Origin of the sequence: Actinomyces bowdenii (genome assembly GCF_017592395.1) — a bacterium.
Classification (GTDB): Bacteria; Actinomycetota; Actinomycetes; order Actinomycetales; family Actinomycetaceae; genus Actinomyces; species Actinomyces bowdenii.
The window spans coordinates 46,138-57,689 of record NZ_JAGFOU010000002.1; the positions used below are offsets into that span (position 1 = coordinate 46,138).

8 protein-coding genes are annotated in these 11,552 nt (G+C 74.3%); 4 read left to right on the forward strand and 4 right to left on the reverse strand.

Going from position 1 to position 11,552, the window contains the following annotated elements:
* Positions 1 to 20 precede the first annotated feature (20 nt).
* Together J5X07_RS01335 and J5X07_RS01340 are read right to left on the reverse strand one after the other, a co-directional pair.
* Positions 21 to 1,232, reverse strand: coding sequence for an ATP-binding protein (locus J5X07_RS01335; RefSeq protein ID WP_208478422.1), 1,212 nt, complete (start codon positions 1,230 to 1,232; stop codon positions 21 to 23).
* Between the two features lie 695 nt (positions 1,233 to 1,927).
* Positions 1,928 to 3,199, reverse strand: coding sequence for a sensor histidine kinase (locus J5X07_RS01340; protein WP_243896258.1), 1,272 nt, complete (start codon positions 3,197 to 3,199; stop codon positions 1,928 to 1,930).
* A 100-nt stretch (positions 3,200 to 3,299) separates the two neighbouring features.
* Here J5X07_RS01340 and J5X07_RS01345 point away from each other — a divergent pair, with 100 nt between their 5' ends.
* Positions 3,300 to 3,983, forward strand: coding sequence for a response regulator (locus tag J5X07_RS01345; RefSeq protein WP_208478423.1), 684 nt, complete (start codon positions 3,300 to 3,302; stop codon positions 3,981 to 3,983).
* 173 nt (positions 3,984 to 4,156) lie between these two features.
* On the opposite strand, the gene J5X07_RS01350 is transcribed toward J5X07_RS01345, so the two are convergent.
* Both J5X07_RS01350 and J5X07_RS01355 read right to left on the reverse strand, forming a co-directional pair.
* Positions 4,157 to 6,637, reverse strand: a complete 2,481-nt coding sequence (locus J5X07_RS01350) for an FtsX-like permease family protein (protein WP_208478424.1) — start codon at positions 6,635 to 6,637, stop codon at positions 4,157 to 4,159.
* Positions 6,637 to 7,383, reverse strand: a complete 747-nt coding sequence (locus tag J5X07_RS01355; protein ID WP_208478425.1) for an ABC transporter ATP-binding protein — start codon at positions 7,381 to 7,383, stop codon at positions 6,637 to 6,639. The genes J5X07_RS01350 and J5X07_RS01355 overlap by 1 nt, the downstream gene beginning before the upstream one ends.
* A 320-nt stretch (positions 7,384 to 7,703) precedes the next feature.
* Between J5X07_RS01355 and folP the strand changes: the two genes are divergently transcribed.
* From folP to J5X07_RS01370, 3 genes are read left to right on the forward strand one after another with little or no spacing between them, the layout of a single operon-like run.
* The gene (gene folP / locus J5X07_RS01360; RefSeq protein ID WP_208478473.1) at positions 7,704 to 8,495 is read left to right on the forward strand and encodes a dihydropteroate synthase; all 792 of its coding nucleotides are present in this window, start codon (positions 7,704 to 7,706) and stop codon (positions 8,493 to 8,495) included.
* Positions 8,492 to 11,032 (forward strand): 2-amino-4-hydroxy-6-hydroxymethyldihydropteridine diphosphokinase, encoded by a 2,541-nt coding sequence (folK, locus tag J5X07_RS01365; protein ID WP_208478426.1) that lies wholly within the window; start codon positions 8,492 to 8,494, stop codon positions 11,030 to 11,032. Before folP ends, folK begins: the two co-directional genes overlap by 4 nt.
* Positions 11,032 to 11,514, forward strand: a complete 483-nt coding sequence (locus J5X07_RS01370) for a DUF3180 family protein (protein ID WP_124932749.1) — start codon at positions 11,032 to 11,034, stop codon at positions 11,512 to 11,514. Before folK ends, J5X07_RS01370 begins: the two co-directional genes overlap by 1 nt.
* Positions 11,515 to 11,552: the final 38 nt, after the last annotated feature.

Here is an 11,552-nt window from a genome sequence, read left to right on the forward strand (position 1 = left end):
GGCGTGGACAGCGCTGTCCATCAACGACGGCGGCGCCGCGGCTCTGGAACCTGCAGTTCCGGGACGGCTCGGAGCATGAACGCCTCGAAGTCTGGCACCGTGAAGGCTGCATACCCGTGCTGAGGCGTGTACAGCAGCCCCATGTCGATGAGCTGGGAGCGGACAGGGGCCACTTGTGAGGACTCCCGCCCCATGCGAGCGGCGACGTCCGCGGCTTTCTGGGGCTCTGACCCGAGTTCGGCCATGGCGCGCATGTAGGCGATCTGCAGCGGGGTGGCACGGTCGAGGCGGACCTTGAAGAAGGAGCTGTCGAGTTTCGCCTCGTAGGCCTCGCGCGCAGCGGCGACATCGGCACGGTCGATGCGCGCGTCCTCCGCGATGATCCAGGCCTGGTAGCCGAGCTCCTGAAGGAAGTAGGGGTATCCATGCGTGATGCTCACCGCGAGGTCTGCGGCGTCCTCGGTGAAGGTCACCCCCTCCGTGCGCGCCGGCTCGATGAGTGCGCGTCGAGCATCCTCGGGACCGAGGGAGTCGATACGGGGGAACTTGAAGAGGCGTTCGGCGTAGGACTTGGCGTCTCCTGCGAGTTCGGCGATCTGCGGCAGCCCGGCCCCGACGAAGGTGATGGGAAGGGTCCTCTGAACCGACTTGTGCACTGCTTGGATCAAGGACTCGAGCTGGCCTGTGGTGAGGAACTGGACCTCATCGATGAGCAGGACGATGCCGGTGCTCTTCTCCTTCGCCACTGCTCCCACGGACAGGAAGACGTCGGTGAGGTCCAGGCCGAGGTCCCCATGGTCGCCGTAACCGCCTGAGGGCGGTACGTCCCAGGTGACGGAGAGCGTTCCCTCCTGGTCGATGGACAGGGCGAAGGAGCTCAGGACCGAGGCGGCATGACGGGCCCGGTCGGTCCAGCGCTGCCGCGGTGAGAGGTGGAGTAGGGCGGCGCGAAACTTGGAGAAGATCGCTTGGCGGAAAGCGCGCTCGTCATGCTTGGATGCCTCAAGGTCAATGACCTCCCAGCCGGCCTCCTCGGCCAGGTTGCTGAACCTGTTGAGCAGGACCGTCTTGCCGACCCCCCGGAGGCCGGTGATGATCATGGACTGCTCTGTGCGTCCCCTTCTCAGGCGCTCAAGCAGCACGGTGAAGGCCTGGGTCTGCCCGTCTCGTCCGATGAGGGCCTCGGGGGTGGCGCCCGCGTTCGGGGTGTACGGGTTGTTGATGTTGTCCACGAGGGGACTTTACCTACTTTACTCGACTTTATCTATTTCTAGTAAAGCTTGTTGCGCTTGGCGCGCTCGCCACCCGCTCGGAGGCCATGAGCCTCATCCTGGGCGGCCGCCACTGAGGAGCGGTCTCCCTGGCCGGTGGGCATGGCCGTGGCCCTCGCCGTCGGTGGATGCCGGTCCCATTGTGCCGGGCCGGGCGCGCGCCGCCGGGGCCGGCCGCAGTTCGCGGGGTCGTCCGTGCTTCGCAGGTCTTGTCGGCACTCCGCACCCCTGGGGCCCTCCGATCTGCCGGCGTCCCCCGCAAGGTGCAGACAACCCCGGCAATCTGCACCCCACCGCTCGGCCCTGCGGCCAGCACCCGCCCAGGACCTCCCACCATGCTGAGGGGCGCACCGCCCGCCGGACGCTCCTCAAAGGGCTCCGGGTCGAGCCCCCGCCGCACCGAGAGGCGCGCCCTCCTGGGGCCGGCGGGCCCGCTGCTCGTCGGGCCCACGATGGCGTCGCTTCGCGGAAAAGGCGTCACTTCGCGACTTGGACGGCACTTACAGGTGCCGTCCAAGTCGCGAAGCGACGCGCCTGTCGCGAAGCGACGTCCAACCTGCTCTCCACGCGCACCGCTGAGCCGCCAACCCGGCCGGCGCCCGCCACTCCAGACGGGGGCGCTCACCGGAGAGGATCCTCGCTGGCCGGCGCCGGCCTCACGCGCCGTGCCGCCCGGCGGCCAGCGGCACGGAGAGGACCACCATGAAGCGCTCGGCGCTGCCAGTGGCGCTGAAGGTCCCGCCCAGGGACTCCACCCGGCGCCGGGCCCCCTCCAGCCCCAGGCCCGAGGAGGCACTGGGGGCCGGCAGGTCGGAGGTGCCATCCGGCGGTGCCACGGCATTGGTGGCCATCGCCTCCAGGCTCAGGCCATCGGCCTCGATGACGAGCCGTGCGGGCCCGGGCGCCGCGTACTTGGTCATATTGCTCACCAGCTCGCCGAGCACCCGCACCAGCTGCTGGCGCACTCCGGGGCTGACCACTGGGGCGTCGAGCAGCCCCAGGCCAGTGGCCGCCAGGTCGGCGCCGCGGCCGGCCATGACCGCCCGCGCCTCGGCCACCACCTCGGCCAGCGGCCGTGGAGCGGAGGAGGCGAGCACATCCATGCCGGCCCCGCCCCCGGCCTCGTTCATCGCCCGCAGGCTGGAGCGCAGGCGGCTCACCGAGGCGCGCACCGAGGCCGTCATCGAGGCCAGTGCCGGCGAGAGCGCCGCGTCCTCGCGGTGGGCCAGGCGCGCCTGCTCAGCGAGCATGACCACCTGGCTCAGATCGCGCACCACCGTGTCGTGCAGCTCGGAGACCACCAGGAGGCGCTGGCGCTCCAGGTCCGCCTCGTGGCGCTCAGCGGCGGCCTCGGCCAGCCGGCGCGGCTGGCGGATGAGCTCGGCCACCACCAGGCAGGCCGCGCCCAGCAGGAGGGTGTAGAGATAGGCCTCGGTGAAGGGCGTGGTGTAGCCGCCCTCGTAGACCGGCGGCGGGTCGAGGCGGTAGGACAGGTGAGCCAGGGCGGCGCCGCACGCCGCCACCCCGTAGGCCAAGGCGCGGTGGAAGCCCCTGGAGACCAGCACCGAGGCGCACAGCCACGGCCCGACAGCAGGCAGGGGGAAGCCGCTCATCGAGGAGCAGCAGGCCGCGACCAGGCAGAGGATCGCCCCGCCCAGTGGCCACACCGAGACCAGGGCCAGGCCCAGCCCGCTGAGCGCGATGGCCGAGGCGCCACCCGCCTCGAAGGGGTAGAGGGACACCATCGAGACCAGCGCGAGCAGGCCCGAGCAGGCCGCGCCCAGCAGGTGGGTGCGGCCGCTGGGCGCCCAGGTGGACAGGCCGCTGCGGGCCAGGACCCGGGCCGTCACCCGTGCGGTGGCGGACAGCCGCGCCCCGGCGCCCCCGCCGCTCCCGCGCGGGGCCGGAACCCTTCCCCAGGCCCTCATCGGCGCCCTCCTCCTGCCTCTCATCGCCTCCTATGCCGGCACGGCCGCCCTGGCCGTGCCGGCCCGCGAGCTGCCAGCGCCCTGCCGCTAGCATCCTTCCATGGCCGCATCCCCCCAGCCCAGCACCCAGGCGACCGTGGTCCGGGTGGCCGTGGTCGATGACGACCCCTTCGTGCTCACCGCCCTGCGCGCCTACCTGGCCTCCAGCGCGCGGATCGAGGTCTCCTCCACCTTCTCGCGCGCCCAGGACGCCCTTGCCTTCCTGCGGAGGGTGCCGGTGGACGTCCTGCTCACCGACGTGCGCATGCCGGGCATGGACGGCCTGGAGCTGCTGGGCCGGGTGCGCGCGGCGCACCCCGGTACCGCGGTGGTCCTGCTGACCTCCTTCGACGACCACACCGCCATGCTCCAGGCCCTGGCTCAGCAGGCCAGCGGCTTCCTGCTCAAGGACGCGGCCCCCGAGGAGGTGGTGCGCGCCGTGCTCGCGGCCAGCGAAGGTGGCACGACCATCTCCCCGGCCGCCGCCACCCGCCTGGTCTCCCAGCACCTGCGCGCCGCGGTCCCGGCTCCGTGCGACGGGGCCGGGCCAACGGTCACCGAGGCCGAGCGGGCCGTCCTGTCCCTGCTGTGCGAGGGCCACTCCAATGCGGAGATCGCCGAGCAGCTGGTGATCTCCGAGGCCACGGTCAAGACCCACGTCTCCCACCTGATGAGGAAGTACGCAGTGACCTCCCGTCTGAAGCTGGTGGTCGCCGTGCACCGCCAGCGCGAGGCCCGGGGCTGAGGGGCGCCCGAGGGGCTGCGGCGCACTGCGGTGCCCAGACCTGTGGCGAAGGGGCTCCCAGCGCCCCGGAGGCCGCCGCATGATCCTTGCACTGATGCGGATCGTGCGCCGCGCCCGTGGGTCTCCGCCTCTCCTTGCCGCAGATCCGGACACTCCCAGCCCCAGTCGGGTCCTCAGTCGGCGGCCAGGACCGTCACGGGGGCCACGGCCGCGGCCCGGCCTGAGGGCCGCAGGCACGCCACCACCCCCACCGCCCCGGAGATGAGGACGATCCCAGCCAGGATGAGCCAGGGGATGGAGATCCGGATGCCCTCGCCACCGCTATCGCCCAGGAGCGCCGAGATCCCGGCCACTCCCACCCCGATGCCCACGGCGGCGCCGATGCCGCCCCCCAGGAGCGCCATGACCGCCGACTCGGTGAGGAACAGGCGGCGGATCGTGGTGCGCCCCGTGCCGGTGGCGCGCAGGACTCCCACCTCGCGCATTCGCTCCACCACGCTGACCTCCGCGGTGTTGGCCAGGCCGGACAGCGTGATGAGCAGGCTCAGGGCGAGGATCGCTCCGATGGTCAGGGCCGTGCGACGGATCTGCCCGGTGAAGGACAGGCGCCCCTGGTCAGCGGTGCTCACCAGCAGGCCCGAGCCCCGCAGCTCCTCGCGCACGGCGCTGGCCGCTGCAGTGCCCGAGCCGTCCCCCGCGGCGCGCGCCCACAGGCTCGTGGGCACCGGCTCGGCACCGGTGAGCGCCTGGGCGGTGGCGGCGGTGATCACCGGGCCGTAGCCGCCCTCCTCGACATGGACCCGCAGCCTGCGCGTGCCCGCCGGGCCGCTGAGCGTCACCTCACTGCCCTCGGGCAGGCTGTAGATGCCCCCGACGATGAGGGTGTCGTCATCGAGGCCCTCCAGGCCGTGGTGGGAGCGGACGATGGGGTCGATGGCGGCATCGTCGATGGCGCTGACGGTGATCTCGTCGTCCCGGGCCTCGGAGGTGAGCCGCAGGCTCGGGGTGGGCACGATGATGCTCGCCTCCACCCCCTCAACGCCCTCGACCCGCCGGGACAGGGCGGCAGTGTCGTGGTCCGCCTCGATGGCGGAGACACGGATGTCGATGGGGGAGCCGGAGGCCAGGTAGCCCTCCAGGGAGGCGCTGAGGGTGGACAGGCCGGTGGCCATCGTGGCGGCCACCGAGACCGAGACGAGCAGCGCGGCGGTGGTGGCGGCCGCGCGCCCCGGGTTGCGGGCCAGGTTGCGGCAGGCGAGCTGCAGGACGGGGCGGCGCGCCCCGCCGCCGAGGCGCTCGATGAGCTGGGAGGCTCCCACGACCAGCAGGGGCAGGGACAGCAGCACGCCCAGGACCATGGCCACGGCGCCCGCGGCGGTGGTCTCGATGATGCGCCCGTGAACCCCTGCCCAGGTCATGGCGATGCCCAGGCCCGCGACCACCAGGCCCGCGGCTGCCGCCACCCGGCGTCGGCGGCCCAGGGCGGAGGCGTCCGCCACCTGGCCGGTCAGGGCGATGAGGGGGCTGACCCGCGCGGCCTGGTGGGCCGGCCGCAGCACGGCCACCAGGGTGATGACCACGCTGAGCAGGACCGTCAGGGCGGGGCTGGTCCAGGAGACGGTGAGGTGCTGGGGATCGAGCGCAGCCAGGAGGCGCGCCCGGATGGCCACGATCGCCAGGACGGCGCCCACGGCCGCTCCCAGGACCGAGCCGCTCAGGGCGGTGAGCAGGCCCGCGCGCAGCACTGCCAGGCGCACCTGGCGCCGGCTGGCCCCCACGCAGCGCAGCAGGCCGATGGTGCGGGTCTGCTTGGCCAGGAGCGTGGTGAAGGTGGTGGCGATGACGATGACTGCGACCACGGCGCACACGGGGCCGAGGACCTGGAGCAGGGTGAGGGTGGCCGAGGCGAGACTGTTGCCGCTCACTGCGCGCTGCCCGATGGTCTCCTGGGCGGACTGCACGGTGGCCTCGGGCCGGCTGGCCCCCATGGCCGTGGCAGCGGCCTCCACCAGCTGGGAGGTGCCCGTGCCGGGGGCGGCGGTGAGGTAGAGGACGGCGAGCTCGTCGGGCACGCCCAGGGCGGCCTGCTGCTGGGGGCTGGCGAAGATGAAGCTGTTGAGGGGGTTCCTGCGGCTGACCTGCGGCCCGGGCTCGATGATGCCGACGACGGTGGCCGTGGCCTGGCGGGACTGGGCGCCATCGTCCGGGTCATCGGCTCTCAGCGCGATCGTGGAGCCGGCCTCGATGCCCTGCTTCTGGGCCAGGACCGGGGAGATCGCGATCTCCCCGTCGGCCTCGGGCAGGCGCCCGGCGGTCAGCCGCGTTCCCCCTGCCAGGGGCGGGATGTCAAGGACGAAGGCGTGCTCGTCGTAGGTCTCGCCCGGGCGATCGACCCACAGGTGCCCCTCACGGTAGGGGCGCACGTCCCGGACCTCGGGCAGGGCGGCCAGATCCTGGACGTGCTGCCCGTTGAGGCCCTGGCCGCGGCCCGCGATGACGACGGCGTCGGCCCCTCCCACCGAGGCGCGGGCGCTGGAGGTGATCGCGGTGGTGAAGGAGGCGGAGATGATGAAGGCGAAGGCCATGAGCGTGGCCGCCAGTGCCACGGCCACCACGGCGGCGGCGGTGCGCCGCAGGTCGAGCAGGCGGGGCATCAGCGCACCCCCGTCCAGGGCTGGCGGGTGGGGGCGTCGGCCTCGATGCGCCCGTCGCGCAGGCGGATGATGCGGTTGGTGGTGGCCGCGGCGTCCTGGTCGTGGGTGACCATGACGACGGTCTGGCCCAGGGTCTCGCACATGCGGGCGAGGGTCTGGAGCAGGTTGGCGGCCGAGGCGGTGTCCAGCGCCCCGGTGGGCTCGTCGGCGAAGACGACCTTGGGGCGCCCCACGAGGGCCCGGGCCACGGCCACGCGCTGCTGCTGGCCGCCGGAGAGCTCGCTGGGGCGGTGGGTGAGGCGCTCGCTGAGGCCCAGGACCGAGATGACGGCGTCGTACCAGTCCCGGTCCGGCTTGCGGCGGGCCAGGTGCTGGGGCAGGAGGATGTTCTCCTCGGCGCTCAGGGTGGGCAGGAGGTTGAAGGACTGGAAGATGAAGCCGAGCTGGTCGCGGCGTACGGCGGTCAGCTGCTTGTCCTTCATGCCCGACAGCTCCCGCCCGGCGATGAGGACGCTCCCGGAGGTGGGGGTGTCCAGGCCGGCCAGGCAGTGCAGGAGCGTGGACTTGCCCGAGCCCGAGGGGCCCATGATGGCCACGAACTCCCCCTCGGTGATGGTGAGGCTGACGGTGTCCAGGGCGACCACCTGGGCCCCGCCCTCGCCGTGGACCTTGCGCAGCGCGCGGGCCTCGACCACCGTGGCGGCGGTGGGGCCGATGGGTGGGATGTGCGGGATCCGGTGCGGCATGGTGCTCCTCCTTCTCATCCGTCGGGAGCCGCGGCCGGTGCGCCGCACGATCCCGTGATGCCTCGATCAATCCCTGAGGCTAGGAATCGCGCGGTCGGGGCGGAATGCGTCGAAGGGGTGGACCGCGGCGGCCCCTCCGACTTTCGGATGAGGCCCGCCCCCGGCCCACGGGGACCGGGCCCGGCGGCTCGCGACGGGCGGAAAAGGCCACGGTCCTCCCACAGGGACGGCCCAGCCGTTAGCCTGGGCCCGTGACTTCTCCGACCGCCACCGCCCCGGCGCCCCTGCCGGACTCGCTGCCGCGCGGTCGGACCCTGCTCATGGCCATCGTCAACATCACCCCGGACTCCTTCTCCGACGGCGGCCGGTGGGACAGCCATGAGGCGGCCCTGGCCCACGGCCGTGAGCTGCTGGACCAGGGCGCGGACCTGCTGGACATTGGCGGGGAGTCCACCCGCCCCGGCGCCCAGCGCGTCAGCCCCGACCAGGAGCGCGAGCGGATCCTGCCGGTGGTGCGCGAGCTCGCCGCGCAGGGCGCCGTCGTCTCGGTGGACACCACCCGCGCCGTCACGGCCGCGGCCGCCATCGAGGCCGGGGCGCTCATCATCAACGACGTCTCCGGGGGCCTGGCGGATCCCGCCATGCACCGGCTCGTCGCCGAGTCGGGCGTGGTCTACGTCTGCCAGCACTGGCGCGGCAGCCCCGAGACCATGGACGCGCTCACCGACTATCCCGACGGCGTCGTGGCCGGGGTGGAGTCCGAGCTGCGCCTGCGCCTGGCCGGGCTGGAGGCCGCCGGAGCGGATCCCGCCCAGGTGGTCCTGGACCCCGGCCTCGGCTTCGCCAAGACCCATGAGCAGTCCTGGCAGCTCCTGGCCGCCACCGCCCGCCTGACCGCCGACCTGGGCCGCCCCCTGCTCATCGGGGCCTCCCGCAAGCGCTTCCTGGGCCTGGCCGCCGGGCCCGGGGCCGCCCCCGTCCAGCGCGACGCCGCCACTGCCGCCGCCACCGCCCTGGCCGCCGCCGCCGGCGCCTGGGCCGTGAGAGTCCACGAGGTCCCGGCCAACCGGGATGCTCTTCGCACCGCCTCCCTCTGGAAGGAACACCAGTGAGCACCACCGTCAACGCGACCACCGACCGGATCCGCCTGGTCGGGCTGTCAGCCCGTGGCCATCACGGCGTCCTGCCCTTCGAACGGGAGGAGGGCCAGCTCTTCACCGTGGACGTCACCCTCGACCTGGGCCCCCGCGGCACCGCGGTGGCCGCCGTCACCGACAGCCTCGACGATGCCGTGGACTACTCCTCCGTGGCCAACGCCGTGGTCACGGTCATCGAGGGGGAGCCCGTCAACCTCCTGGAGGCCCTGGCGGACCGGATCGCCGAGCGCGTCCTGGCCTACCCCCGGGTCCTGGCCGCCGAGATCACGGTGCACAAGCCCCAGGCGCCGCTGGATGTCGCCTTCGAGGACGTGGCGATGACCATCTACCGCACCTCCGAGTCGGTCGGCCAGTCTGCCGGGGCTCACGCGGCCGAGCCCGCCGAGGAGGAGCAGGCCCCCGCTGAGCCGCGCCGCTTCACCTCCCACCGCGCCGAGCCGGCCGAGCCCGGGCCCGCAGCCCTCGGCGTGGCGGCCCCGCCGCTCCAGGCCGCGCCCCCGCCCGCCGCCCAGTCGCCCGCATCGGACCCCTGGGCCCCCGACCAGTGGATGAGCGAGGCCGCCGACGCCGGGGCCCCGGCCCCCGGGCCCTCCGCTGAGGACCCCCTGGGCCTGGGCGGGCCCGAGACCGGCCAGGCCCCGCCCTCGGCGCGGGAGGCCGACTCCGAGCCGGGCGCCGCCTCACTCCTGGATGGCCCTGATGGTGCCGAGCCGGGTCTCGGCCTGCCCGAGGCCGATCCCGTCGGTGCCTTCGAGCCCGTCTCTGCCATGGGCGGCGCTGACGGCGCCGACGGTGCTGACGGCGCCCCCGCCGAGGCCCGCGCCGCGGCCTCGGAGGACTCCGCCCCGGTGGAGTCCCTGCCCACGGGCCTGCCCGTCCAGCTGCCTGGGGAGGGGCGCCACCGCGCCGAGCCCAGCGGCGATGCCGCCGTCGACTCGGCCGATGAGCCGGATCCCGCGCGCAGCGCCGGCCTCGTGGGCCTGCCCGGGGCCGGAGAGCCGGAGGCGGGGGCCGAGCCCCTCACCGGTGGGGCGAGCGCCTACCCGGCCGGAACGGCCGAGCCGCCCGAGGGCGGGCAGGAGCCCCTCATGGCCCACTCCGACCCCGACTCCCCCCTGGCGCCGGAGCCCTCCCAGGCCGTCGACGCCTTCGGCGTCGACGCCGTCCCCGCCTCACCGCTGTCCCACGCAGGCCCCGAGCACGCGGCCGCCGAGGCGGCGGGCCCCGCCCCGGCCCCGGATGAGGCGGCACTCGGCCTCGTGGACGGCCCGCCCGTGGACGGCGGGCACCAGGTCGACGCAGCCGTGGGCGGTGCCCCGTCCCCGGCGCCGATCTCCCCGGCGCTGGGCACCGCCTCCCCCGCCGATCCTCCGGCGGCCCCGGCGGAGCCCGTGGAGCCGGCCCCGGGGGCGGCCCCCTTCGCCGCGCCCGCCCCGGCCGATCCGCTGGAGCAGCGCCCGGGCCGGCCCGTGGGCGCCGTCTTCGCCCTGGGCGCCAACGCCGGTCACCTGCTGGTCACCCTGCGCGCAGCGGTGCGCTCCCTCAAGGGCACCGAGGGCATCGAGGTCATCCAGGTCGGGCCCCTGGCCCGCACGGTGGCCGTGGTCCCCGAGGGCGGTGAGCCCCAGCCCGACTACCTCAACACGGTCGTCACGGTCCTGACCACCCTCTCGCCGCGCGAGCTGCTGGCCGTGTGCCAGGCCCTGGAGTCCGATGCCGGCCGCGTGCGCACTCAGCACTGGGGCCCGCGCACCCTCGACGTCGACCTGGTGACGGTTGAGGGCGTGGACAGCCGGGATCCCGAGCTGACCCTGCCCCACGCCCATGCCCACGAGCGCGCCTTCGTCCTGGTTCCCTGGTCCCAGGCCGACCCCTTCGCCGAGCTGGGCGGGCGCACCGTCACCGAGCTGGCCGAGCAGGCCCCCGACCGCTCCGGCCTGCGCTGGCTGGCCTTCGACTGGCTCGACACGGACAACATCCCGGAGAAGCCCACCGGGCCCTACGTGGCCCCGCCCGTCGTCGATGAGGACCCCGAGCCCGTCGAGCAGGTCTTCAACGCCACCCGCAACGAGCAGTCCGTCATCGACGCCGAGCTCGCCGCCGAGTACCTGGCCGGGATCGGCGATCTGCCGCCTCAGGACGCCGGTGCCCAGGGCGCCCGGGAGGCCCAGGAGCGCTACGGGGACCAGTACGGCCAGCAGGCAGCCCCCGACGCCGAAGCGCCCTCCGGCGGAGCCCCCCAGGCCGTTCACGGCCCCGGCCCCGAGCCGGCCGGCCTGGAGGCCGACAACCCCTTCGCAGCGGCCTCCTTCGGCACCGATTACGCCGTGCCCGTGGACGCGGCACAGGCCCCCGGGCAGGCGCCCCGGCCCCAGGAGCCCGAGCCGCTCTCCGTGCCCCAGGTCGGCGAGGAGGACTCCTGGGAGGCCCCCCTGCAGTGGAACGAGGTCATTGGAGGCACTGACGGGATGGGGCCCCGTCAGGGCTCCTGATGCGGCGCACCCGCTGGACCAGCGCCCTGGCCTGGTTCGCGGTCGTCTCGGTGACCACCTGGGTGGTGGGGGAGACGGTCATGCGCCACCGGGGCTGGGTGCCGGGCCTGACCCCCTGGGGCGCGGTGGCCGCCCTGGCGATCTCCGCCGTCGTGCTGACCTGCGGACTGGCCGTGCGGCGCCTGCGCGCCCGCCGGCGCACCTGGATCACCCTCACCGGCGCCGCGACCACCGCGGCCGCCGCGCAGGCCTCGGCGATCGTGGGCGCCGCCGTCGGCGGCGCCTATGCCGGACAGCTGGCCCTGGCGGTCCTGGCGCCACCCTCACCCGCCATGGCCCACCTCGCCTGGAGTGCCGCTGCGAGCCTGGTGGCCTGCGGGCTGTGGTGCCTCATCGGCTTCCTCGTGGAGCACTGGTGCGCCATCTCCGAGGACGATGATGAGACCCCCGGGGAGGGCGCCGAGGGCGGCGCCCCGGCCTGAGAGCCGGCGCGGCGCCCGCCGGCGGGCCTGGGGAGCGG

Excerpts from the sequence above, each read along its gene's own strand:
- J5X07_RS01340 (WP_243896258.1), bottom strand. The coding sequence starts at position 3,199 with ATGAGGGCCTGGGGAAGGGTTCCGGCCCCGCGCGGGAGCGGCGGGGGC.
- J5X07_RS01345 (WP_208478423.1), top strand. The coding sequence starts at position 3,300 with ATGGCCGCATCCCCCCAGCCCAGCACCCAGGCGACCGTGGTCCGGGTG.
- J5X07_RS01350 (WP_208478424.1), bottom strand. The coding sequence starts at position 6,637 with ATGCCCCGCCTGCTCGACCTGCGGCGCACCGCCGCCGCCGTGGTGGCC.
- J5X07_RS01355 (WP_208478425.1), bottom strand. The coding sequence starts at position 7,383 with ATGCCGCACCGGATCCCGCACATCCCACCCATCGGCCCCACCGCCGCC.
- folP (WP_208478473.1), top strand. The coding sequence starts at position 7,704 with ATGGCCATCGTCAACATCACCCCGGACTCCTTCTCCGACGGCGGCCGG.
- J5X07_RS01370 (WP_124932749.1), top strand. The coding sequence starts at position 11,032 with ATGCGGCGCACCCGCTGGACCAGCGCCCTGGCCTGGTTCGCGGTCGTC.